Here is a 24,065-nt window from a genome sequence, read left to right as displayed (position 1 = left end):
GCCGGCAAGTCCTTCCGGCCTACGGCCTCCAGGACTTGCCGCCAGCAAAGCCCACACCCCTCCCCCAAACCACCCCTGGAGGGGGAAGTTTCTATCTGGCTAAATACCGGAACTTTCTATTTTGCGTTGACAGCAAAATCGCACGCACCTACTGAATCGGCGGGAGAATGTTTGTTGACGCGCCTTAGTTGAGCCGTGGCGGTTTTGTAGGGGAGCCCTTCGGGCTCCCGGAATTTCCTTTGTAGCGGCGGCTTTATGCCGCCATCTGCGCTGAAATGATTTGATGGCGGTGCCGCGCAGGCGGGACGCCGCCACTCCCTCTCGGCGAGATTTTAACGCCTGCCAGAGAGTAAGTCCTGGCTTTGCCCGCCGGTTTAAGGGGATCGGAACTTCAGGTCTGACAGAAAAAGCAGGCTGACCGGCCGGGCTTTAGCTGCCGGAGGGGGAAGGAACTCCACCCATGCCTGGCTTCTCGCCACGCCAGCCTGGGACATAAGTACACTCGTATGCCCGGTCGTGACGGACTACGCATTCCAGGCAAAGCGGCTGGTGGTGTCGTGTGCAATAGAAAATCACCGGACGAACACCGCATTCAGGGCAGGGCGGGAGTCCCGGCGCTTCGTACGTGTAAACTGACGGTTCGCTCTTGCCTCGCTGTCCCTCTCTAGGTGACCAAGCGTTGTGTGCGGCCGCTTCATTTGTACCGGACGAACCCACTGTCCAGACGGGAGTATCCATCGTTCCAGACGATGCTTCCACACCGGACTGAGCTGTCCGTGCTGACTTGAGGGGATGAACTGCGCGTGCCTCCTGTCCCAGCGTCAGCCCAAACACCGAACCCGTCTGCCGCGTTTGGGCGACGGGCGGGTGCGGCACGTTGACTGAAATCCGGTCCAAAGCCCCTGAGAAATGCGAGCCGTGTGGCAGTTGCGTCCCGGCGGGAAAAGGATTGCCCCTCGCAGCCAGTGCGTCGCGCACTATGGCTGCGTTCTGCTTGCCTGCCCGCGCCACCACGTACAACACAAAGCTCATCACGCCCCACAGAAGCCAGAGCCCAAAAACGACATACGGCAATACGCCAAACAGGACCAACTGTCCCATCGCGGTCTGCGGTGTTGGTTTCATCGTGATCACCCCGACCCACATCGCGGCACATAACCACCCTCCCAACCCAATTGCCCTCACCCACCAAGGCTTCCTCATCGAGACCTCTTATTCTTTCATAATGCGCCCATCGTGTAGCGCCGTTCTTGTGGCCTGCGGCACTCGTGTTGACAGGGAAGAACCGAGTACCCCAAAATAGTAGGACGCGCTGCCGGCTCTGCGCCGTTAACTCAGCGATGGAACTGTAAGACGGCGACAACGACCTGCGCCACTGCGAAAAGCACGGCTGCGACTGTCACCCAGAGAATAGTTCTCGTTAAACAATTTGTCTTCGAGGCCAACCGCGTACTGCTCTCGTCCAGCTTCCGAATCGATTCATCGAGGTCCCTCATAGCGCTTATGGATTCAATGGCGAGCCGACTGTTAACCCATGTGACGTTCGCCGGGTTGCTAAATGCTGCGGTTGCATCCGACAGGCCCACTCGCAGGGCCTGCAAGTCATCAGAGTCGAATCATTCACCTTTCCTTAAGAAGTCGTACAGTTCGTGGGGATTCAAGGTTTCCTCCAATACCACTGCGGGCCACATTGGGGCTTAAATGTGTGATCTTTCAAAGCGGTGAGGCGCGGCCCTTCGAGGGTTACGCATAGGCTCCGCTGCCCTTAGCGACTTACGGTCTGGCGACATCAGTTTCATGACATCCAGGTAAACCCGAAGGAGAGCGGAGTACCCCTTCCTGAAAGTAGGTCGAAGCTGCTCGATGGTCCAATCCACGGGCTGCTTGGTTCCGAAGCCAAACCCCACGCTGTCGCCCGTCACCTCCAACCTCTTCGAAGTCAGGATACAGCCGAGGCCCACAACGGCAGGACGCGAATTGTGCGTCCAGCGATGCCGGTATTCAGAACAGGCTTGCCAGGCTTTGTTTAAGCTTAGAGTGCGTAGCCATAAGAGCGCACGCGGCTGGTCGGGCTGCGCTTCAAGCGCAGCGATGGTCTTGGCCAGCATAGAGCCCCTTTCACCGCCTTTAGCCAGCCTGAAACCCATATGTTTTCGAAGGGCTAAGAGCATGTGCCCACAGCTGGCCCCCAGCCGAAGGGCCACGTCCTCCAGGAAGTAAAGACAAAAGTATTTTGCAAGCGTTTCGCTGGACGGGATTCGAAACTCAGAATACCAGGCCCAACAGGCCTCCGATTCTATTAGAGCGAGATTGGCCTCGCAGAGCAGGTGCCAGCCGTCCCAAAGTTCGCGTAGCGCCGAGGCGGTTCTCGCCTCCGACCCGAGAAATGGCGCAGCCCAGGGCGGATAAGCTTCCTTTAAGTGCTGGGTTGCCCTAGGAAAGGACGACTCGATTTTGCGCTGGCGGTTCCTCGGTAGTTTACCTCGAATTAGACATCTCTCCTCTCCTGCGCTCTGTCGATACGGTCAAAAAAGTTCCTCCTGCTGGTGCCGGGTTTTGCGCTCGGCTTTGGCGAAGGTCTCCTCGCGGGCGATGGGGCCGCTTGGGTACTCGATCTTTTTGCCGGCAAGCAATTCAGCTACAGTAAGAATTTGCAGGCGCGGGGAGCGCCTCCCGCTGTTGGGCTGCATCTTGATTAATTTTTCCGACGGGTCGGAGGTCTCATAGAACCCGGCGGAGGCGGCTTCGACCCGCATGGGCTTGGTGGGTTCGCGCAGAGTGATCAGCGCGCCAATGGCGGCTTTCTCGCGGGCCAGAACTCCTTTGAGGTCGCGAACATGGTTGACGCCGATGTAGCCGCTTTTGACTTGCACGATCACTTGCTTGGCCCTGCCACTTTTATGGCTCCCAAAATAGATGTGGCTGTTCACGCCGGACTTCCTCGTATGGGAAATGGCATCGAAGGCAGCCTCGTGATAATATCACGGCCCTGTGCCCGAGCAACTTAGTAGCCAGTACCAAATGTTGAAGGAAACCGCCTCTAAAGACCTTGGGGGAAGGTCAGTGGCCCGCCTTATTTCCGAGATGACCTTGAATGCCCGGCAGATGCTTGCACGAGCCGAGCGACTGCCGTTAAAGTCGCGCGTCGTTGGAAAGAGATACTTCAGCTTCAGGCTGGCTGGGCAATCCAGGCCGATCAATGAGGCTCTTTACGCTGAGCGCGAAGGAGATTTTCTACAATTATTACGGGCGTTCCAAAGAGGGTTTCGAGCCACTGCGCCCGAGGCTATCGTGAGCTCGACCTATTCCATAGCCTACAGCGTTTTTGCGGCCAATGATGTGTGCGAGGTGGGACGGAAGGCCTCCGCGACGTTCTTCGAGATTCTGATCGGTCACATTGTGGCTCGGGCCGTCGGTGTCGCCCCCCGAAAAAAGGTCCGAGTTCCAGAGTCCGGCGCGGACCTTCCGACCGACTACGTCTTTGACCCGGAAGGGAAGAGCCGTAAGATACATCTTCCCATCAAGGCATCTACGCGAGAGCGCGCTGTTCAAGCGTGGGTTCATCAGCTCGTATTGGACAGGATATTTGGGACGGGAGTGTACCGGGGCGTTCTGGTCGTCGCTGCGGAAACGAAGCGGGACAGCAAGACTGGCGAGGTGATTGAGATCTGCGTTCCGAAGCAACTACAGATGTTCCAATCTCGGGTCGCCGAGCTGAGCCGCGTTTACTACCTTGACCCACCCCAGAGTTACCTCGACTTGGCCTCCAAATTCCCGCGCTTGGAGGTAAGGTCGTTCGGCCAAGCCCTGAGCGATCTCCCAACGCTGTTGTATGCTTAGACCCTGGTTCTGCAAGGCTTCTTCCTAAAGACCAGGAAGTAAGAGTGATTCTTGCGAGCGTGCCGTTGTCGCAGGATACGGCTAACTCCAGGCTTATTGGTTCGCATCAATACGAACAGGTCTTCGGCGATAAACATATCCTTCGTCAGGTGGTTGATAACCTCGACGTGCGTTAATCGCTGCTGGCACGCACAGACCTCATCCTGGCACTTGACGATGAAGATGCCCCCAGGCTTCAAGATCCTCCACGCTTCTGATGACCCTTGAAAGTACAAGTCCAAGACCGCGTCATGGTACTTTTTCGAGGTGCCATTGCCCGTCCCGTTGTTTTTGTAATATGACTCGTAGTTCTGATGTCCTTCGTGTGCTGTGCCCCCGGGGGTGTGCATGTACGGCGGATCAAACACAACGCCATCGACCGTCTCACTCTTGTATGGCAAGGCGCGGCAGTCGATGCCATTTCTTATGTCGCTCTTGAGAAGGTTGTAAAACTCGGGATCGACATTTTTCCAGAAGACGCCCTTCCCGAAAGTAACGTCAGCAACTTTGCTTCCCCGAGGGACATACAGCGAAAGCACGTGGGGGAAAACATCTGAGTTCGTTCCCTGATACGCGGAGAAAACGAGGCTGTTAGTAGCTGTGCCCGCCGGGGACTTGCGCGGGCGGATGCCTTTTCGTCTTACCAAGACGATCGGGCTACCGCCCTGGTAAGGGATCGGGGCTCGTTGCTCTTCGACTTGATAAGTAAGTTTCAATTGCATCTACCACTATATCGGCCATTTGCCGACCTTCCTGAATTGCCCTGATCTTAAGCCTGCGATGCGTCTCTTTCGGAATCCGAAACGTCGTCTTGGTCACCGGAATAAGGCTGAGTTGGTTCCCTTGTGCCATATTGCCATCCAGACGGCAAGACAGCATTATACCGCTACGCTATTCAGTGTCAAGGAGGTTTGCTCGCGATCTCTCCAACTACGTCGTAAGTAAACCGCATCGGTTTTCTGCGACCATTGCCAGGTATCTTCAAAGGCTGTGATCTGGGCGGCGGACTCTTCTCCGCTTTTTTCCTTGAACAGAACGTTGTAGGTGGCGCTGGAATTGAAGGGCGGGTCGAGATAGATGAGGTCCACGCTTTCCGTCGCCACATGCTCACGGAGGATTCCGAGGTTGTCGCCAAAGTAGAGCTTGTTTTCCCAATCCATTTGCGCAAAAGGATAGCACAAACGGGGAACGCTGGCGCACGCAGGATGCCCTCACGCGGTCCCGCCAAGCAGGACCGCCCTCTCCCGGAGGGCGAGGGTGGTAGATTATTCTTCTGCCGTGGGGCATTTTTAACCACGTGGGTTCACGTAGCGGCGAGTTTACCTCGCCACATGGCGGCGTAAAGCCGCCGCTACGGTTTCGTTCTCTTTGAAGGAACAAGCAGATTCCTCTCCCGCTCCGCGGGATCGGAATGACGGGCGCCGCTGCCTCGTTGCACAGGGTCACGAGAATTCAAATCAAAAGCCGCAGACTCTCAAGAATTCGAGAGTCTGCGCCACCCGGCTTCAGAGGCTGAAAGCCTCTTGGCTGGAGAGTGCCTGAGAAGTGTCGGAGCTGAAAAGCTCCGACCTCCTAACGGTGGAACTGCGGCCATGCCTAAAAAGACCAGGGGTAGGACCTTCAGGTCCGACAGAAAACAGCAGGCTAACAGAGCGGGCTTTCAGCCCCTGAAGAGGGAAAGCTCTGTGCCAACGACGCACATATCGATTATTTAATGTCTGTCTCCGCGGAGATGGGTGGGGTTAGAATAGCGCGGTGCAGGAGGCCAAGGTTTTTTCATGGACCGTTACACTGAACCCGATTTCAGCACTGCGGCGTTGATTACGATTGATACCCAGCGGGATACCCTTGACGGCCAACCGCTTGAGATTCCGGGTACGAGTTCCATCCTTTCGAACATGTCCCGCCTCTTAGCCGCGTTCCGCGCGCTTCAGCGGCCCATCGTTCACGTTGTCCGTTTATACAAGCCCGATAGTTCGAACGTGGACCTTTGCAGGAGGGCCGCAACAGAAACGGGGGAACTGGCGGCGCTGGCTCCTGATACTCCGGGATCGCAGCTCGCCCCAGGACTGCTGCCGGACGATCGTATTTCGCTGGATTGGAGCGCACTCCTTTCAGGCAGCATTCAGGCCGTGGCCGGGCATGAGGTGATTATCTACAAGCCGCGCTGGGGCGCGTTCTACCGAACCTGCTTGGAGGGCCACCTTCGCGGTCTGGGTGTCACGACGGCGATATTCGCGGGCTGCAATTTCCCAAACTGCCCGCGTACTTCGATCATGGAGGCGAGTGAACGGGATTTTCGCGTCGTTCTGGTGCGCGACGCGATTTCTGGCTTCTCCGAGCGCGATGAAACCGAGATGGCGAGAATTGGCGTCCTGGTTCTTTCAACCGAAGAGCTGCTGGCTCGACTGTCGCGAATGTGAACTCTGCATCCAAGAATGGAAAATCAAAAACCGCAGACTCTCAAAAACTCGAGAGTCTGCGCTACCCGGCTCTATCGCTCGCGGGTGGCGCAGACATCAAGCACTCGAAATACCGCGCATGCAATCCAAACGGCGCAGCACATGCGCCAGCCGCGCGTACCCGCTTCGATTGGGGCATCGGGCCACTGCTAACTCAGCACCCTTTCGATGCGCCGGTCAGGGATCAACCACATCACGGCGACGATAATATAGCAGGCCTCGGAAATCGACGTCTGCGCGAAGGCCAGCGGAATCGCCGCTGCATAAATTGCGATTGAAATCCTGCCTTTCACGTCGCTGCCGATGGACGTTGCTAGGGTTGAGCTTCGTCCATGAAGAACGATGAGCCTTTGGGTAAGGATGAAATAGGCGATTGCGGCCAACAGGAGGACCATTCCGTATAAGGCGACCGGCCAGGGGGTGAAATGGTTCTCCCCCATCCAGGCGGTGGTGAATGGAACAAGCGAAAGCCAGAATAGGAGGTGCAGGTTGGCCCACAGGGTTGACCCGCTAACGCGCTGGGTGGCGTGCAACAGGTGGTGATGGTTGCTCCAGTAGATCCCGATATAAACGAAGCTCAGAACGTAGCTCAGGAAAACAGGAACCAGAGGCCGCAAGGCGGCAAGGCTGGTTCCATGCGGGGACTTCATTTCCAGCACCATGATCGTGATGATGACGGCGAGCACGCCGTCGCTGAAAGCTTCCATGCGGCCTTTGTTCATTCTTCAGGCTCCTTCGGCGCCCATTTGGGCTTCGGCATTCACGGACCACCAGGACGATCTTTTCAGGGTGGATGACGCAGAAGCTCACCCTGTTGTGATGCGGTCTGGCGAAGAAAAGGAAGAAACTGCGGCCAATGGGGGGACACCTGTTCATGGACGAAGCGTAGCAAGCTCTGTGGCGGACTACAAGGGCCCGGCGGCCGGTTGGCGTAGACATTACCAGGCGAGTATTTGCACGACGCGCCCCGGCCACCGTATAACATCAGATGCGACAAGGCGAGTATTTGCGCCAGCCGCGACTGCGACCACGGTCGGCGTTAAGCTCGCGTCGTGATGCGAGCGGTAAGCCAGCGCAGGGGCGCGGCCGAACTATTTGGGACCACTTGGATCGATGTAGACGCCGGCGTGGCAGCGGTGGCTCGCCCATGAAAACGGCCGGGGGGCGGTGCTACGCCAGGGTCACGCCGCCGAGGCATTATGGCGCGTGCGCCAGGCGTTCACATCTTGGCGTGCGGTAGCGTGACGCAGAGCACAGTACCTCTTGGGCTCGAAGCAATTTCGCATTTTCCACCGAGTTGCGCCGCCCGCTCGCGTATTCCCGAAATGCCAATGCCGGCTTGCGGGAAGGCTTTCTTGTCGCGCTCTAAATCCGCGGGCTGTATCCCTTTGCCTCGGTCGGCTATTTTTAAAGTCACTCGATCCGAATCCGAGACCAGTTCCAGTTTTGCCCGAGAACTGTGGGAATGTCTGGCTACGTTATTGAGCCCTTCCTGGACGATTCTAAAGATTGCTTGCTGGACATCCTCTGACAGGCCGTGCAATTCCGATGGCAGTTTAAGATCCACGGCGATGCCTGTGGTCCTTTGAAACTGAGCGACGAACCAAACCAGCGACCGGCGGAGGCCCCACTGGCGCAATGCAGGAGGGTGGAGCAGGTGCGAAATATTCCTGATTTCCAGCAGGCACTGCTCCGTGGCCGCGATCGCGGTTTTTAGATTCTCGGCCGGCCGGCTGCCCAATAGATGGGCATCCCGGATGGCTGCGAGGAGCGTCAGTATGCCCGTTAGTTCCTGGGCGATGCCGTCGTGGAGTTCCCGGGCGATGCGCCGCCGCTCTTCTTCCAGGGCCTCCAGCACGAGTCGCGAATGCTGCCGAAATTCTTCCGTCGCCCGCGCCCGCGCCGTCACATCGAGGAGCGAAGAGACCAGCCACTTGACCTCGCTCTGCGAATCGAGCGCCGGCGCCAAGCTCCAGTCCCAATAAGTCACTCCGTGTTCGGGTTGATCAGGAAAAACAAATGGGCACGCGCTGGTTACGAAAGGATGTTTGGTGCGAACTACCTGATCAAAGATCGACCTGGGAAAGTTGGGGTACAGTTCGAAGTAATTCCGGCCAGTAAACTCGGAGGTGTTTTTTCGGGCGGCTCGCGCGTAGGTCTCATTGACGCGAATGAAGTTGTATTGCCGGTCGAGAATCGCCATGCAACTGAGAGAGTTATTCAAGACGGCCTCGGCCAGCCTGTTCTGCGCTAATGCCGCTTCCTGCCCCTCGACCATAACCGAATCTGGAAGTTTTCTGCTCATCGAAATCCTCATTTCTTGCCGCCAAATGGCAGGATAAAGGATGCTGATCTGACCGTGGCCAATTCAACTTGAAATATTCTCAACCCCAAAGGAAGTTCCTGAAGGGCGTGCAGGAATCTGCGCCGTTTTGCAACAAATAGAGGTTTGCAGAAAGCGTGCAGTCGTAACAGGGACACCAGGGGCAAACGCAAACCAGGGTTGGAAGTGAGCAATAGCGGGTATCTCGTGATACGAACGAGTTTCAATTTTTCCCCTCCGCCAATGTCAGTTAGGTATATGAGCATCTTATCATTAAACGAGGATGCATGTTCGAAGATATCAGGCACAGGACATCGATTTTCGCGGTCGGGACCATCGCTGCCTCACCCGGAGCTTCGCCAGTTCTCCTCTGCGCCGCCGCGCCGCCTTCGGCGTGGAACTACGGCAAAATACCTCTGGCGGGGGGCAACCCAGACCGTGCGTTGTTGTACTGTTTGCCGCCTCTTCAACCCAGGCAGACGATTGGTGTTTGCGTGGAACCTGACACCGCCCCGAACGCTTACCCTGTTGGTTAACTGGCCCTTCAGTTAGTTGACCGAATGCTGAAAAATCTCCTTATCCTATGCGTATTCCTTTCCTGGAGCCCCGATATCGACTCCAGCTCGGACCTGCATGTGGTTGATCTATCGAGAGCTTCTCCGGAGAGCGATGTGGTACGCAATGTGCACGCGAGCTGCGTAGGGGCCGCCTGGCGATCTGTGGAGGCGAGCCGCTAGAGTCTCATTTTCTCATCCCTGTTTTGCGGGCCAAGAGTCTGTTCGTCGAGCTCTCACCGGCGCAAGAGGGGAGTGTTGTCGTTCAACGTTTGCGGGACCTTCGAAGGAGTGCTCGATGAATCCATCCGCATCCCCAAAGCGGTCCGACCACACGCTCAGGTTTGCGGCGCTTGGCGCGTTAGTCCTCTGCTTTGTTCTGCCGGGGTCACCAGTTAAAGCATACTCGGTGCTCAGCCACGAAGCATTGATTGATGCAGCCTGGGACCCGTTTATTGTTCCTCTCTTGCTCAGCCGATACCCTGGGGCCACGCCTGATCAACTGTTGCAGGCGCACGCCTTTGCGTATGGAGGATGCGTCATTCAGGACCTGGGTTACTACCCCTTTGGGAACCATTACTTCAGCGATCTGACGCATTATGTCCGCACCGGAGATTTTATAGAGGCCCTGCTAGCCGACTCCAGGGACATCGACGAATATGCCTTTGCCCTTGGCGCCCTTTCGCACTACGTCGCCGACAACACCGGTCACCCTTTGGCGGTCAATATTTCGGTGCCTGAAATGTATCCAGGCTTGCGGCAGAAATTTGGCAACAGAGTTACCTACGAAGACAACCCCACCGCCCACGTCATGACGGAATTCTCTTTTGACGTGGTGCAAATCACCGGGGCCGGGTATCTGCCGATGACCTATCACAACTTTCTTGGATTCGAGGTGCCCCAGGGCCTCCTGGACCGCGCATTCCAGGATACCTATGGCTTGAAACTTCACAGACAGTTTTTGTCGGAGGGACTTTCCCTTTGGTCTTACAGACTCACTGCCAGCGAGATCATCCCTGACATCGGCCAGATTCTGTGGCGGAAGAAAGCAAAACATCTTCACCGGGTGGACCCGCAGATTGCCACTGCACGATTTCGCTACCGGCTCTCCACGCAAAACTATCGAACGCTGGCCAGAAGGAGAAGGAGATTTTACCGGCTGAGACCCTGGGCCTGGCAATGGAAATCAAGAGCCAAAGAAGCCAACGTCCAATTCGTCGCCAAGGTGCTGGTGTTTTTCGTGGAAGTGGCGCCCAAGGTTGGGCCGTTGCGAACGCTCGAGTTCAAGCCGCCGACGGTCCAGGTCCAGGACCAATTCATCAGGGCATTCGATGTTACAGTCTCGCGGTTTGAGTCTGACCTTGTACAACTCCGAAAGGGCGGAGCCCCTGCGTTCCCGGAGGCAAATCTGGACACCGGCGGAGCCACAAAAGCTGGAAACTACGCTCTGGCCGACGAAACCTATGCCCGCCTCCTCCACACCCTTGCCAGGCAGCATTTTCGCGGCTTGACGCCGGAGCTTCGCAAGGACATCCTTTCCTACTACGCAATGCCTGACGTTCCCGCCGTTGCGACGAAGCATCCAAAAAAATGGAGAAAGACCCTTCGCGAACTGGCCGCTTTGCGCGCCGCGCCGATCCAGAGCCAAATTGCGTCGCATTGAGCAATACTTTGAGCTTGGCCATGAGCCGTTTATGCGCGAGGCCGTGGTGAGGCAGAGGTCTGCGGAGTGATTTGACGTGCAGGCGAAGGGACTGCTGGCTTGAGAAACAAGCGCCGCCGGGCGCCGGAGTCAGTCCAAAATAAGGCCAGCGTGGTGCGGAGGGAGGGAATCGAACCCTCACTTCCCGGAAAGGGAAAAGGGATTTTAAGTCCCTTGCGTCTACCAGTTCCGCCACCCCCGCGCAGGTGTGCCGGAAATGAGTGTACCACGGCATCTCCGGAGCGGCGGCCGAAGCGGGGGTCCGGAACGATGACGGCGCCGCCTGGATCAGGAGTGCCCAGCCTGCTAGCCTTCTCTTCAAAAATACGTTATGATTTTGCCGCTTGTATCTCAATTTCAAACTGTGGGTGTGGTTAGTCCCATCAAGTTCAGGAGCGTGTCGATATGAAGAAACTGGTTGTGATGTTTTTTACTTTTCCTCTTGCCTTAGCACTGTCTCTGCCTGCGGTCGCCCAGACGGCAGCCAAACACGGCCGTCAACATACAGAGCACGCCTACTATGGAGACATCAGTGACTCCAACTGTGGCGTCCATCATAAAATGGCTGGCAATGACCGCGGATGTACCATGGGATGCGTCAAGGGCGGCGCCCAATACGTCTTTGTTAGCGGCGGCAAGGTCCTTGCGATCGAAAATCAGAAACAGCCGGACCTGGGAAAATTTGCCGGAGAGCACGTCCGAGTCATGGGAACGAGAAGCGCAGACGGCAAAGGTATTACGATTGCCAGCATCCGCGGCGCAACCAAACGAGCGGCGAAGAAAAAGGCGTAGGACCTGAAAGCAGTCGCTTCCCAGACTGGTTTAATGCTGCCGATGAATTGCGTTATGGGCCTCCGGCCGCTTGCCGGAGGCTTTTTTTTTGATAAAACCGCTTGACCAGGCGCCGCATCGAGCTCCCGCGGGGATGGCGCCGGAGGCATGCCGCGAATTATCTGAGCGGGCCGTTGCAGCGCCAGCCCGTAGCTCGCGAGGGTGTTTCCCCCAGTCCATTGCCACCTGCAAGCTCACTTGATATCCGGCGCCGCGCAGGGTTGGATGTCTTGAAGGCCGTCGTTGCTGCGGCTAGACTGTTCTTGAGGGAGATCTGCCGCCGCCAGATTCCGTGGCCGGCGGGTGACGGCAAGAGCGAGGCGGAGGGCGCCGTTTGTGCCCGCTCGCAGATATGACCGCCGCAGATGCCGCCCGCCAACTGTGGAGCTGGCGCCCAGGCTGTTGCCAACGCGCGCGGAATCGTATCGAGGCTGAAGCTCCACTACGGTATGCCGGCACGTATCATTGAAAGCAAAATCATCGGTTATGCCTTTGCCCTGCTGGGCATCGCGGCTGTGACGGCCGTCTGCGTGGTCTTTCGCCTGAACGTCAATGACACCACGGTGGCCCTGGCAATGCTGCTGACGGTGCTATTGGTGGCGATCTTCTGGGGAAGTATACCGGGCCTGGTTGCGTCACTATTTGGCCTGTTCTGCCTTAATTTCTTTTTCCTGATGTCTTCCGGCTTTTCCGCCGCCGAGGACACGGAAAACCTGATTGCGCTGACGGCATTCCTGGTGACTGCGTTGACGGTGGGACAGCTTTCCGCGCGGGCAAAGCAGCGCGCCGCCGAAGCGGAGGCTGAAAGAAAAGAAGCCAAGCGCGCCAACGCCTACAACCGAAGCCTTCTGGAAGCCGCCATCGACCCGCTCGTCACCATCGGGCAGGACGGCAAGATCACGGACGTCAATCCGGCGACTGAAGCGGCCACAGGCCATTTCCGCGCGGAACTTATTGGTACGGATTTCTCCGACTATTTTACTGATCCCGCCCTGGCCAGGGCCGGCTATCAGAAGGTGTTCCGGGAAGGATCTGTGCGCAACTACGCCCTTGAAATGCGCCATCGCGACGGGCGCCAGATGCCCGTCCTCTACAGCGCATCGGTTTATCGGGACGAAGCGGGCGGCGTTGCCGGCGTATTTGCCGCTGCCCGGGACATCACAGAACAACAAAAGGCCGAGGCCGCCCTGCGCGAGAGTGAGGCCAACCTGCGCAAGGCGCAGGGCATCGCGCACGTCGGAAGCTGGCTGCTGGACGTTTCCACCAATCGCTTTTCGTGTTCGGACGAAGTCTACCGCATGTTTGGCCTGCGAAAATCCCAGGCGCCGACCTACGAGGATTTCCTGGGCGCCATCCATGCCGACGATCGGGAAATGGTTAAGCAGGCATGGGGCGCAGCCTTGCGGGGAAGTCCGTTCAACATCGAGCACAGAATTCTCGTGGGCGGTCGGGTGAAGTGGGTCCGGGAGAGGGGGACCGTTGAATTCGACGAGCTCAATGAGCCCTCCCGCGGCATCGGGACCGTCCAGGACGTGACGGAGCGGCGGTTGGCGGAGGATTTGCTGAGGAGGTCCTCGGACGAAATACACGATCTGTACAACAACGCTCCGTGCGGATACCACTCGGTTGACCAGGACGGGACCATTGTCCGAATGAATTACACAGAACTCTCCTGGCTGGGCTATTCGAGCGTGGAGATTGTGGGGCGCAAGAAACTGTCAGACATTCTTACGCCGGAAAGCCGCAAAGCGTTCGAGGAGCGGTTCTCGAATTTCAAAACTGAAGGAGTGGTCCACGACGTTGAGATGGATATGGTCCGCAAGGACGGGTCCATTCTCCCCGTCCTGTTGAGTTCCTCCACGGTCCGCGACCGCGATGGAAATTACGTGATGAGCCGGTCTACGGTGTATGACATCACCGCGCGCCGGCGCGCGGAAGAAGCCGTCCGCCGCCTCGCGCAACTCCAGACCGTGGTAGCGGGGTTGGGCGCGTATGCGCTGAAGGGGGCCCCATTCGACAAGGTGATGGGCGAAGCGGTGGCGCGGGTGTCACGGGCCTTAGAGACTGAATTCTGCAACGTGCTGGAGCTGCTGCCGGGCCGCGACACCTTCCTGCTGAAATGGGGCGTGGGTTGGAAATCCGGATATCTGGGCCGTTCCATCGTCAAATTTGGGGAACAATCGCAGGCGGGGTATACACTCGTTTCAGCCGAACCGGTCGTCATTGAAGACTTTCGAACTGAGAAGCGCTGCGTGCGCTCGCAGTTGCTGATTGACCACGGCGTCGTGAGTGGCGCGAGCGTTGTGATCATGACCAAGGAAGGGCCGTACGGCGTGCTGGGCGCCTACTCGCGCGCGAAGCGGACATTCACTGCGGACGAAGTCAGCTTTCTTCAGGCGGTTTCCAACGTCCTGGGCTCAGCCATCGAACGCTACCGGGCGGAGACCCAGCTTTTGAGAATCAATCGCGCCAACCGCGCCCTCAGCCTCTGCAATGAGGCAATGGTCCGCGCCACGGACGAGGCCGGGTTCCTCCAGCGGATCTGCGACCTGATTGTCGAGGTCGGGGGTTATCGATTCTGCTGGGTGGGCAGCGCTGACAACGACCCGGCGAAGTCCGTCCGTCCGCTGGCGCAGGCAGGATCTGAAGACGGCTACCTGCGCGCGCTGAAAGTCACCTGGGCCGATGTTGAACGAGGCCGGGGCCCCACAGGGACCAGCATCCGCACACGACAAACAGTCCTTGCCAGGAACATCGCGACCGACCCCGGCATGGCGCCCTGGCGAGAGGACGCTTTGAAGCGCGGTTACGGTTCCAGCATCGCGATCCCGCTGCTGGTGGACTCCGGTGTTTTCGGCGCGCTCAACATTTATTCCGGGGAGCCGGAGGCTTTTGGCGATGAAGAAGTGGATTTGCTGACGGAATTGGCGACCGACCTCGCGTTTGGCATTACGGCCCTGCGCACAAGAGCGGAGCGCGAAAAAGCTGAGGAGGGAATCCGCAGTCTGAACGCCGAACTGGAGCAGCGCGTCATCGAACGCACGGCGGAACTGCAGGCCGCCAATACGCTGAAAGATGAACATCTGGCGCGGGAGCAGGCGGTCACCGCGGAACTTGAGCAGGCCCGTGAGCGCGAAGCAGAGGTGGGATACAAGATACAACGGACCTTGCTGTTGGACCAGCCTCCCATTGATGTTCCAGGGCTTCGGGTGGCTTCGTTGACGATCCCGTCGCAGCGGATCGATGGAGACTTTTATATCTTTTTCAGGCACCGCGACCAGTGCCTGGACGTCATCGTCGGAGACGTCATGGGCAAGGGAATTCCCGCCGCGCTGGTGGGCGCCGCCACGAAAAGCTATTTCCTGAAGGCCCTCAGCCACTTGAACGCCTTCTCCAGGAATGGCAAACTTCCTGAACCGAAAGAAATCGTGATGTTGTCTCATGCCGAAGTCGTCCGGCAATTGATCGACCTGGAGAGTTTTGTGACGTTGACCTACGCGCGCCTGGATGTGAACAGCCGTCGCCTTGACCTGGTGGATTGCGGACACACCGGCATCGTTCAAGTCCACGGGGATTCGGGCGCGTGTGATATCCTGCACGGCGACAATCTCCCGCTGGGAGTACGTGAAGGCGAAATCTACGATCAGGTCTCGACGTCCTTTGATCCGGGGGACCTGTTCTTCTTTTACTCCGATGGGATCACCGAGGCGCGGAATGAGGCAGGAGAACTGTTCGGAGTTGAGCGCCTGCTCGAAAGCATTAAGGCGAACAGCCGGCTGGACCCGGATGCGTTCATCGAGGCCATTCGGAGCAGCGTTGTTGCTTTTTCGGGTGGTGAAAGTCTGGCGGACGATCTCACCGGCGTAGCCGTCCAAGTTGAAAACAGGGAAACGGCCATTGCCCGCGAAGATTTGGAGATCCGCAGCGACCTCACGTACCTGGGCCAGGCACGGGAATTTGTGAACTCCTTTTGCCGAAGTCTCCCCGGACCGCCCCTCAGCCCGGAGAGCATCAGCGCGCTGGAACTGGCGGTGAATGAAGCCGCCTGTAACATTATGAAACACGCCTATCATGGCCGGCCTGACCGCTGGATTTATCTTGAAGGAGAAGCTTTTCCCAGCCGCGTCGCCTTGCGTCTCTACCACCTGGGAGACCCATTTGATCCCTCGGGCCTGGCCCCGCCGGCGCTCGACGGCTCGCGGGAGTCCGGTTTTGGCACCTACATTATTTCCAAGAGCAGCGACGACGTGCGATACTATCGCGACGAGCGCGGCATGAACTGTATCAGCCTGATTAAAATGCGACGGTAACAGAAAGAAGGGAAAACGAGCCGATGAAAGTAGCTGTTGATCAGATTGGAGAAGTAGGAGTTGCGGAAGTGCCAGTCGATGAGCTCGACGCCAGCAACGCGCCGGAGTTCAAGCGGGACATCACGCCTGTTGTGGAATCGAATAACAAGCTCGTGCTCGACATGAGTCGGCTCCATTTTGTGGATAGTTCAGGGCTGGGAGTGATTCTTTCCTGCCTGCGGCAGTTAAGCGCCAAGGGAGGAGACCTGAAGCTTTGCTGCATGTCGAAGCAGGTGAGGGCGGCCTTCGAACTCGTGCGCATGCATCGGATCTTTGACATCTATCCTACCAGGGACGAAGCGATCCGGGCCTTTGAGCCATAGCGATGAAACCTGCAACGAAGTTCGGTTGCGCAGCATGGCGGGCGCACTTGCAGGAGCGGGCCGGGGCTTTTCTGCGTTAAGCTAGTGGCATGGAAAGAAAGCACGTTCTGCCGAAACTGGAACGCTCACTCGAGACTCTCTCCGCTGCTTCCGTCGAGGATTCCATCCGGCGCCATGTGAAGTATTCTCTGGCCAAACCCTGGCGCGACCTTTCATCAAATGATCTGCTGACGGCTGTATCGCTTTCCGTTCGTGATCTCCTGACGGAACGGATGCTGGAGACCGAAGAGTATGTCCGCGCCGAGGACTTCAAGACGCTCAGCTACATTTCCATCGAATTCCTCATCGGACGATTACTGACCAACAACCTGTACAACCTGCGCGCATTCGAACTTTACCGGCAGGCGTGCACAAATCTGGGCATTGACCTCGACGCAGTGGAAGAAGCCGAAGGCGACGCCGCGCTGGGGAATGGCGGATTGGGACGTCTGGCGGCCTGCTTCCTTGATTCCCTTGCCACCCTGGAGATGCCTGCATATGGTTACGGGATCAATTACGAATATGGGCTCTTCAAGCAGGAAATAGACGACGGGTACCAGCAGGAGAAGCCTGAAAACTGGCTGGCAGAGAGGAGCCCCTGGGAGATCGGGCGGCCTGAGGAAGCATGCCTCGTTCCCGTGTATGGCCACATCGAGCACGCTCTTGATCGTGACGGCGGATATAACCCCATGTGGATGGGCTGGAAGGTCCTGATTGGCGTTCCCTACGACATATTGATTTCAGGATACGGGGGAAGGGTCGTGAACATCCTGCGGCTCTATTCAGCCCGTTCTTCCACGGTTCTGGACATGCGGATTTTCAATGACGGCGATTACTTCAAAGCGGTGGAGCAGAAAATCGCTTCCGAGACGATCTCCAAGGTCCTCTACCCGTCCGATGCCGTGACCGCGGGCCGGGAGTTGCGGTTGGTGCAGGAGTATTTTCTGGCGGCGTGCGCGGTTCGGGACACGGTTCGGAGGTTCGAGCGGAACCACAATGATTTCCGCCGGTTTCCCGAAAAAATCGCTGTCCAATTGAATGACACGCACCCGGCCCTGGCCATTGCAGAGTTGATGCGGATCCTGGTGGACGAGAAGGCCCTGGAGTGGTGGGACGCATGGGAAATCACCCGGGCGACGTTTGCCTTCACCAACCACACGCTGGTGCCGGAGGGTTTGGAACGGTGGCCTGTGCCGCTGCTGCAACGTGTGATTCCGCGCCATTTGCAAATCCTTTACGAGATCAACGGACGTTTCCTGGAGCACGTCTCATCTGTTTACCCTCGGGACCCCGGGCTCTTGAAGAGGGTGTCGCTGATTGAGGAATCCAAGCCCCAACAGGTGCGCATGACCAACCTGGCTATGGTCGGGTCCCATTCGATCAACGGAGTTTCCGCAATCCATACGGGACTGATCAAGACGTTGCTGGTGCCCGAACTTTACAAGCTGTGGCCTGAGAGATTCAACAACAAGACCAATGGCATAACTCCGCGCCGATGGCTGCTGAAAGCCAATCCGGAGCTTGCCAGTCTGGTGACGGCCACCATTGGCGAGGGCTGGATCACTGATCTTACCCAGCTTCGGAAGCTTGAAGGCCGCGTCGAGGATGCCGGTTTTCGCGATGAATTCCGAAAGGCGAAAGCCGCGAACAAGGTTGAATTGGCGCGAATCGTCCATGAGACGGTGCGGGTCAAGGTGGACCCTGATTCCCTGTTTGACGTTCAGGTCAAGCGCATTCACTCCTATAAACGGCAGCTTCTGAACGTGCTGCACGTCGTCGATGAATATCTGGCGCTGGTCGAAGACGGGCGCCGTCCGGCTGTGCCAAGGACCCATATCTTTGCCGGCAAGGCCGCGCCCGGTTACTGGAAGGCCAAGCAGATCATCAAGCTGATTCATGAGGTCGGTCGGACGGTCCAAAATGACTCACGCGCTCAGGAATGGATCAAGGTGGTGTTCCTGCCCGATTATCGCGTCTCGCTGGCAGAGAAGATTTTCCCGGCGGTCGACCTTGGCGAGCAGATTTCAACGGCCGGCATGGAGGCATCCGGCACCAGCAATATGAAGATAACGCTGAACGGCGGCATCACAATGGGCACGCTGGATGGAGCAAACATCGAGATTCGAGAGGAAGTCGGCGAAGAGAATATTTTCATCTTCGGCCATCAGGCCCAGGAGCTGCTGGAAATGCGCACCAGGCATTCCTATCGACCCCGGGATTATTACGATGGGAATCCCCGGATCAAGCGTATCGTTGATGCCTTCGGCGACAACCTGTTTTGCCCGCGCGACCCGGGGCTGTTTCAGTGGATTTTCGACGACCTTCTGAATGCGAATGACGAATATTTTCATCTGGCGGACCTGCCCTCGTATCTGGACGCCCAGGAAAAGGCAAGCGCCGCCTATTGCGAGCATGACCGCTGGACATCCATGTCAATCCTGAATGTGGCAAGGGTCGGAAAATTTTCCAGCGATCGGGTGGTGACGGAATACGCGCGTGAAATCTGGGACCTGAAGCCTGTGTGATCAGCGTGCCTCAAGAATGGCCGCCGCTCTGCCCGCCACCAGATAACTCGAGGGATTTCGAAGAAGGACCGCAGCCCCGGCGGTGTAAAAATTCCTGGGCGTGGGCCGCGTGGTGTCGGCAGACAGGTGCCATCGGCCTGAACGCGGGGCGGGCAGTACGAACCTGGTTCCAGTGATGTCAGCATTGAACATGAGGAAGAGTTCGTGGCTATTCTCTCCCCGGACCAGACAGGCCAGGGATTTCTGGCGCGGATCGAACCAATCCGGACCTTGACCCTTCGGATCAAACCACTGCAGCTCCCCGTCGGTATAGTAGGCTTCACGGCGCAACACGGGATGCGCCCGACGGAAGGCGAGCACGCCGCGGGCAAATTGAAAGACGTCGCGGTTCCGTCCGAGCAATGACCAGTCCACCCAGCTCACCTCATTGTCCTGGCAATAGGCGTTGTTGTTCCCACGCTGGGTCCGGCGGAATTCATCCCCGGCAAGGACCATCGGCACGCCGCGGGAGATGGCGAGCGTCAGCAGCAGGTTCTTAATCTGCCGGCAGCGGACCGCGTCAACTCCAGGGTCGTCCGTTTCGCCCTCGACGCCATGGTTCTCGCTGTAGTCTGCATCCGTGCCGTCACGGTTCTCTTCGCCGTTGGCCTCATTATGTTTCTTTGAATAGCTGACCAGGTCATTCATGGTAAAGCCGTCATGACAGGTAATAAAGTTGATGCTGCACTCCGGCCCTTTTCCTGATTCGTGGTACAAATCCTGACTCCCCGTGATGCGGCTGGCGAATAAGGGCGCCATCCCCTCGTCGCCCCGCCAGAACTTCCGGATGTCATCCCGGTACCGGCCATTCCACTCAGCCCAGCGATGAAAGGAGAAGCCACCCACCTGGTAAGCCCCGGCCGCGTCCCACGCCTCGGCTATCAGCTTGGCGTCACGAAGGATCGGGTCCTCGGCGATGCGCTCCAGCAGAGGGGCATCGGAAAGGATGTTGCCCTTCCGGTCCCGCCCCAGCACTGACGCCAGATCAAACCGGAACCCGTCAACGTGCATCTCGATCACCCAGTACCGCAGGGCGTCCAGAATCAGGTCGCGCACCACGGGATGCGTTGCATTCAACGTCTGGCCGGTGCCGGAAAAATCGCGGTAGTGACGTTTGTCGTCGGCAAGCCAGTAGTAAATGGCGTTGTCGATGCCCCGGAAGCAGACGGTCGGCCCCAGCTCATTGCCTTCCACCGTATGGTTGAACACGACGTCGACAATCACCTCCAGTCCCGCGGCATGAAACGCCCGCACCATCTCCTTGAATTCGAGGACTTGCGCTCCTTCCTCGTGTACGCTTGCGTAGGAGGCTTTCGGCGAAAAGAAGTTGAGCGGATCGTAACCCCAGTAGTTGCGCAGGCGTTTGCCGGTCTGAGGATTGATGCGCGGCATATGAAACTCATTGAATTCCTGCACCGGCATCAGTTCCACCGCGGTTACGCCAAGCTCCTTGAGGTATGGAATCTTCTCAATCAGGCCGTGGTATGTTCCTGGAAACGCCACGCCTGAACTGGGATGGACGGTAAAGCCCCGCACGTGCAGCTCGTAGATGACGGTTGAGTCCCAGGGCAGCCGGAGCGGCTGGTCATCCTGCCAATCGAAATCAGGGTGCGTCACTACGCATTTGGGGGCCGTGGCGGCGTCATCGAAAGTCGAGTAGGACAGGTCCCGAAGAGGCGAGGAAGGATCGTAGCCGAGGGCCTTGCGATAGCTTCGGCCGGGGACGGGCGCAATCGCCCGGGCGCAGGAGTCTACCAACAGCTTGTCAGGATTAAACCGGTGTCCCTGCTGTGGAGCATAGGGCCCGGCAAACCGATACCCATAGAACTGCCCTGGGCGGATACCTTCCAGCCACACGTGCCACACATCTCCGGTCTTGTTCCGGGCCGGGTTCAGCAGGATGGACCGCGACGGCATGGCGTCCTCGGGCCGGTTGAAAAAGTCCAGGCGTACCCCTGTCGCATTGCGGCTGAAGACTGCAAAGTTGACACCGTTGGCCCGGAGGGTCGCCCCCAGCGGGAAGGGGACGCCTGACCGCACTGATTGGACCTCGCACAGGCTCAACAGCCGTTCGAGTTCGGCAATCTCTTCCGTGCTCGGGATGCTCCGGCGGCCGGGTCCCGCTGTTGCGGGCTTTTCCGTCGCTTCAGGAATGTTGGATTGGGATGTTTGCGGATCTTTCGGCATTGAAAAAGCGCTTACCGTGGAGCACACCAGGTCCGCGGCTTATTTTATGAGTTGCTGGGGACTACCGGGCGACAAAGTTCGATTGAGAATCTCGGTGCAAAGCCAACCGGTTCCAATTCCAAGCCAGCAGTATAGCAGCGGCCACAGCGGTCAGCAAATTGGCGTGCCGAGGTTTTTCGCATAGATTAATCGCAACCGCGGCCCAGCTTATGCCTTCGTTGAACCTGTTCCCGATTCCTGAAAGGCCATTCCGCCCACGGGAACAAGCAGCCCGCCTTCCACCATCACCGCCGAGCCCGTCATAAACGAGGCGAGGTCGCTGGCCAGAAACACGATGACGTGCGCCACCTCCTCCGGCCGCCCCATTTTTCCTCTCAGGTGAACGCTGTTGCAGGCTTCCAGCACGTTTTCCGGATGGCTGTCGAGGTTGGCGGCCCAATGCAGCATCGGAGTATCGATGGCGCCGGGAAGAACGCAGTTCGCCCGGATATTCTGCTTTCCGTAGTCGAGAGCAATCGATCGCGTGAGTCCCAAAAGGCCATGTTTACTCACAACGTAATGGACCGAATTGCGCTGCGCCGCGACGGATTGCACCGATCCGGTGATCACGATGGCTCCGCCGCCGCGCTCGATCATTTGTGGGATGGCGTATTTGGACATGAGGAAGGCGCCCTTTAGGTTGATGTTCAGCACCTCGTCCCATTCCTTTTCTGAAACCGTAGTGACGGTGCCATATCGCTGAATGCCGGCATTGTTCACAAGAATATCGATGCCGCCGAAAGCGGAGACGATTTCCGGCGCCACCTTCTCGATCTCGGAAGCGGAAGCCACATCGAGATGAAAAAACTCCGCCTTGCCTCCCTTGCGCTTCAGCTCGACCGCCGTTTTCGCGCCGCTTTTTACATCGCGATCGACCACCGCCACCGCGGCGTTCCGCTCAATAAATTCCTGCGCGCAGGCCTTCCCGATGCCCGAGCCGCCGCCCGTTACAATCGCAACCTTTCCCTTGAAGTCCATGATTAAAATTTCTCCTTTGGGGCTTCACGACTTGATGACGGCAGGATAATATCACTTCTCAAGGTCGATCTGACCGGAACGTTTCGAGTCCCGGCGCCTGGCGCTTTCGCAGGGCGCGGAGTACAGGAAAGTGGACCCACTCTGCTACCATAAATGGTTCTGGCGTCTGGCTTGTGGGAATAAATAACAGCAAGGAGGAGAGGCGATGGCAGATCTGGAAGGCAAGGGCGAGGCGAAGAATTTCTATCCCGAAGTGGAAGCGCGTCAAGAGGCGTTTTTTCTGAAGGGATCGGGAGCCCTGGACTGGGGGATGCAGAACCGGCTGGCGCGGATCTTCAATCCGGCGTCGGGGCGCACGGTGATGCTGGCGATCGACCACGGGTACTTCCAGGGGCCGACGACGGGCCTCGAGCGGGTGGACCTGAACATCGTGCCGCTGCTGCCCTACGCGAACGCCCTGATGCTGACGCGAGGAATGCTGCGCTCGACGATTCCGGCTTCTTTTGGCGGCGGAGTGGTGCTGCGGGCGAGCGGCGGGCCAAGCATCCTGAAGGAGCTTTCAAACGAGCAGATTGCGGTGGACATCGAAGACTGCGTGCGGTTGAACGTGGCGGCGATGGCGGTGCAGGTGTTTGTGGGAGGCGAGTATGAATCACAGACGGTACACAACCTGACGCGCCTGGTGGACGCGGGAAACCGGCACGGGATTGTGACGCTGGGAGTGACGGCGGTGGGTAAAGAGCTGACGCGGGACGCGCGGTATCTGAGATTGGCGTGCCGGATTTGCGCGGAATTGGGTGCGCAGGTGGTGAAGACGTACTACATTGGGGAAGGATTTGAGACGGTGACGGCATCGTGCCCGGTGCCGGTGGTGATGGCAGGCGGCAAGAAGGTCGCCGAACTGGACGCTCTGAAGATGGCCTATCGCGCCATCTCCGAGGGAGCGGCGGGAGTGGACATGGGAAGAAACATCTTCCAGTCGGAGGCGCCGGCGGCGATGATCCAGGCAGTGGGGAAGGTGGTACACGAGTCGATGAAGCCGGAACACGCTTACGAGTTTTACCAGACGCTGCGGCGCCAGAAGGGCGTTGAAGCCGCGGCGGGGCGGTAAGCGATGGGAAGCAGCCTGGAACAGTTGCGCAGAAAAGCTCCGACGCTGAGTGTTGGAATTTTGACGGCGGACCTGCTGGACCTCGGATCGGAGCTGCGGCTGCTCGAACAAGAGGGCGCGCGGATGGTGCACGTGGACGTGATGGACGGCGTTTACTGCCCGTGGATGACGGCGGGGCCGCCGCTGGTGAAAGCCATCAAGACCCCAATGCTGAAAGATGTACACCTGATGATCGAGGAGCCGCTGGGGAAGGTGCGGGAATACGTGGAAGCGGGAGCGGACATCGTGACGGTCCATCCGGACGCCTCGGCGCATCCGCACCGGGTGCTGCAGGAGCTGGGCGGGATGGAGAACGTCAACGACCGCGAGCGAGGGATCATTCGCGGCGTCGCCTTGAATCCCGGGATGCCGCTTGAAACCCTGAATCCGTTGCTGGAAGAAATCGAAATGGTGCTGCTGCTAGGGGTGAACCCTGGGTGGAGCGGCCAGAAGTTCGCCGCCTCGACCTTCGGACGCATTCAGCAGGTGAGAAAGACCATCGAGGCGTCCGGAAAAGAGATTCTGATCTGCGTAGATGGCGGAATTACCAGGGACAATGCAGCGGAGATAGCGAGCACCGGCGTGGACCTGGTGGTGGCAGGCAGCGCAATCTTTGACGGCAGGGCGGCGCGGGAGAACGCCCGGATGATGCTGCAGGCGGTGGGGTCCGCAAAGGGGTAGAGAG

At 58.2% G+C, this 24,065-nt stretch carries 16 protein-coding genes, 1 tRNA gene and 1 pseudogene; 9 read left to right on the top strand and 9 right to left on the bottom strand.

The genetic code is table 11. The annotated features are described in order from the left end of the window. Positions 1-429: 429 nt before the first annotated feature. Together VFQ24_03180 and VFQ24_03175 are read right to left on the bottom strand one after the other, a co-directional pair. The gene (locus tag VFQ24_03180) at positions 430-1,125 is read right to left on the bottom strand and encodes a B-box zinc finger protein (protein ID HET9177337.1); all 696 of its coding nucleotides are present in this window, start codon (positions 1,123-1,125) and stop codon (positions 430-432) included. A gap of 1,400 nt (positions 1,126-2,525) precedes the next feature. Beyond that, positions 2,526-2,930: a restriction endonuclease gene (locus VFQ24_03175; protein HET9177336.1), complete on the bottom strand. Its 405-nt coding sequence runs from the start codon at positions 2,928-2,930 to the stop codon at positions 2,526-2,528. A 91-nt stretch (positions 2,931-3,021) separates the two neighbouring features. On the opposite strand from VFQ24_03175, the gene VFQ24_03170 reads away from it, so the two are divergent. Beyond that, positions 3,022-3,840, top strand: a complete 819-nt coding sequence (locus tag VFQ24_03170) for a hypothetical protein (protein HET9177335.1) — start codon at positions 3,022-3,024, stop codon at positions 3,838-3,840. Here the strand turns inward: VFQ24_03170 and VFQ24_03165 are convergent. Continuing rightward, positions 3,837-4,526: a site-specific DNA-methyltransferase gene (locus tag VFQ24_03165; protein HET9177334.1), complete on the bottom strand. Its 690-nt coding sequence runs from the start codon at positions 4,524-4,526 to the stop codon at positions 3,837-3,839. The genes VFQ24_03170 and VFQ24_03165 overlap by 4 nt on opposite strands. A 303-nt stretch (positions 4,527-4,829) precedes the next feature. Further along, positions 4,830-5,039 (bottom strand): annotated as a pseudogene (locus VFQ24_03160) (site-specific DNA-methyltransferase). A 618-nt stretch (positions 5,040-5,657) separates the two neighbouring features. Between VFQ24_03160 and VFQ24_03155 the strand changes: the two are divergent. After that, positions 5,658-6,302 carry an isochorismatase family cysteine hydrolase gene (locus VFQ24_03155; protein HET9177333.1) on the top strand — a complete coding sequence of 215 codons (645 nt, stop codon included), beginning with the start codon at positions 5,658-5,660 and terminating at the stop codon, positions 6,300-6,302. Positions 6,303-6,490: 188 nt separating this feature from the next. On the opposite strand, the gene VFQ24_03150 is transcribed toward VFQ24_03155, so the two are convergent. Beyond that, positions 6,491-7,063, bottom strand: coding sequence for a TMEM175 family protein (locus VFQ24_03150; GenBank protein HET9177332.1), 573 nt, complete (start codon positions 7,061-7,063; stop codon positions 6,491-6,493). Positions 7,064-7,560: 497 nt separating this feature from the next. Beyond that, positions 7,561-8,646 (bottom strand): ATP-binding protein, encoded by a 1,086-nt coding sequence (locus VFQ24_03145; protein HET9177331.1) that lies wholly within the window; start codon positions 8,644-8,646, stop codon positions 7,561-7,563. 870 nt (positions 8,647-9,516) lie between these two features. Between VFQ24_03145 and VFQ24_03140 the strand changes: the two genes are divergently transcribed. After that, positions 9,517-10,881: a zinc dependent phospholipase C family protein gene (locus VFQ24_03140; GenBank protein HET9177330.1), complete on the top strand. Its 1,365-nt coding sequence runs from the start codon at positions 9,517-9,519 to the stop codon at positions 10,879-10,881. 151 nt (positions 10,882-11,032) lie between these two features. Here the strand turns inward: VFQ24_03140 and VFQ24_03135 are convergent. After that, positions 11,033-11,122: transfer RNA gene (locus VFQ24_03135), tRNA-Leu, on the bottom strand. Positions 11,123-11,325: 203 nt separating this feature from the next. Between VFQ24_03135 and VFQ24_03130 the strand changes: the two genes are divergently transcribed. The 4 genes from VFQ24_03130 to VFQ24_03115 all read left to right on the top strand — a co-directional run bounded on the left by VFQ24_03130 (position 11,326) and on the right by VFQ24_03115 (position 18,987). Beyond that, the gene (locus VFQ24_03130) at positions 11,326-11,712 is read left to right on the top strand and encodes a hypothetical protein (protein ID HET9177329.1); all 387 of its coding nucleotides are present in this window, start codon (positions 11,326-11,328) and stop codon (positions 11,710-11,712) included. 404 nt (positions 11,713-12,116) lie between these two features. After that, positions 12,117-16,061, top strand: a complete 3,945-nt coding sequence (locus tag VFQ24_03125) for a PAS domain S-box protein (GenBank protein HET9177328.1) — start codon at positions 12,117-12,119, stop codon at positions 16,059-16,061. Positions 16,062-16,084: 23 nt separating this feature from the next. Beyond that, positions 16,085-16,423, top strand: coding sequence for an STAS domain-containing protein (locus VFQ24_03120; GenBank protein HET9177327.1), 339 nt, complete (start codon positions 16,085-16,087; stop codon positions 16,421-16,423). 89 nt (positions 16,424-16,512) lie between these two features. Beyond that, entirely contained in the window at positions 16,513-18,987 is a 2,475-nt protein-coding gene (locus tag VFQ24_03115; protein HET9177326.1) for a glycogen/starch/alpha-glucan phosphorylase, read from the top strand. Here VFQ24_03115 and glgX read toward each other — a convergent pair whose 3' ends face one another. Beyond that, a complete protein-coding gene (gene glgX / locus VFQ24_03110) occupies positions 18,988-21,213 on the bottom strand; it encodes a glycogen debranching protein GlgX (protein HET9177325.1) in 2,226 nt (741 codons plus the stop codon). A gap of 207 nt (positions 21,214-21,420) precedes the next feature. Then, on the bottom strand, positions 21,421-22,230 hold the full coding sequence (locus VFQ24_03105) for an SDR family oxidoreductase (GenBank protein ID HET9177324.1): 810 nt from the start codon (positions 22,228-22,230) through the stop codon (positions 21,421-21,423). Positions 22,231-22,435: 205 nt separating this feature from the next. Here VFQ24_03105 and lsrF point away from each other — a divergent pair, with 205 nt between their 5' ends. Together lsrF and VFQ24_03095 are read left to right on the top strand one after the other, a co-directional pair. After that, positions 22,436-23,341, top strand: coding sequence for a 3-hydroxy-5-phosphonooxypentane-2,4-dione thiolase (gene lsrF, locus VFQ24_03100; GenBank protein ID HET9177323.1), 906 nt, complete (start codon positions 22,436-22,438; stop codon positions 23,339-23,341). A 3-nt stretch (positions 23,342-23,344) separates the two neighbouring features. Further along, positions 23,345-24,061, top strand: coding sequence for a ribulose-phosphate 3-epimerase (locus VFQ24_03095; protein HET9177322.1), 717 nt, complete (start codon positions 23,345-23,347; stop codon positions 24,059-24,061). The last annotated feature ends 4 nt before the right edge of the window (positions 24,062-24,065 follow it).

This window comes from Terriglobia bacterium, from assembly GCA_035712365.1.
Taxonomy (GTDB): Bacteria; Acidobacteriota; Terriglobia; order UBA7540; family UBA7540; genus SCRD01.
This window is presented reverse-complemented; position numbering and strand designations above follow the sequence as displayed.

Coding starts and splice junctions, on each gene's coding strand:
- VFQ24_03180 (HET9177337.1), bottom strand. CDS start 1,125: ATGAAACCAACACCGCAGACCGCGATGGGACAGTTGGTCCTGTTTGGC.
- VFQ24_03170 (HET9177335.1), top strand. CDS start 3,022: ATGTTGAAGGAAACCGCCTCTAAAGACCTTGGGGGAAGGTCAGTGGCC.
- VFQ24_03155 (HET9177333.1), top strand. CDS start 5,658: ATGGACCGTTACACTGAACCCGATTTCAGCACTGCGGCGTTGATTACG.
- VFQ24_03150 (HET9177332.1), bottom strand. CDS start 7,063: ATGAACAAAGGCCGCATGGAAGCTTTCAGCGACGGCGTGCTCGCCGTC.
- VFQ24_03145 (HET9177331.1), bottom strand. CDS start 8,646: ATGAGCAGAAAACTTCCAGATTCGGTTATGGTCGAGGGGCAGGAAGCG.
- VFQ24_03140 (HET9177330.1), top strand. CDS start 9,517: ATGAATCCATCCGCATCCCCAAAGCGGTCCGACCACACGCTCAGGTTT.
- VFQ24_03130 (HET9177329.1), top strand. CDS start 11,326: ATGAAGAAACTGGTTGTGATGTTTTTTACTTTTCCTCTTGCCTTAGCA.
- VFQ24_03125 (HET9177328.1), top strand. CDS start 12,117: ATGCCGCCCGCCAACTGTGGAGCTGGCGCCCAGGCTGTTGCCAACGCG.
- VFQ24_03120 (HET9177327.1), top strand. CDS start 16,085: ATGAAAGTAGCTGTTGATCAGATTGGAGAAGTAGGAGTTGCGGAAGTG.
- VFQ24_03115 (HET9177326.1), top strand. CDS start 16,513: ATGGAAAGAAAGCACGTTCTGCCGAAACTGGAACGCTCACTCGAGACT.
- glgX (HET9177325.1), bottom strand. CDS start 21,213: ATGCCGAAAGATCCGCAAACATCCCAATCCAACATTCCTGAAGCGACG.
- VFQ24_03105 (HET9177324.1), bottom strand. CDS start 22,230: ATGGACTTCAAGGGAAAGGTTGCGATTGTAACGGGCGGCGGCTCGGGC.
- lsrF (HET9177323.1), top strand. CDS start 22,436: ATGGCAGATCTGGAAGGCAAGGGCGAGGCGAAGAATTTCTATCCCGAA.
- VFQ24_03095 (HET9177322.1), top strand. CDS start 23,345: ATGGGAAGCAGCCTGGAACAGTTGCGCAGAAAAGCTCCGACGCTGAGT.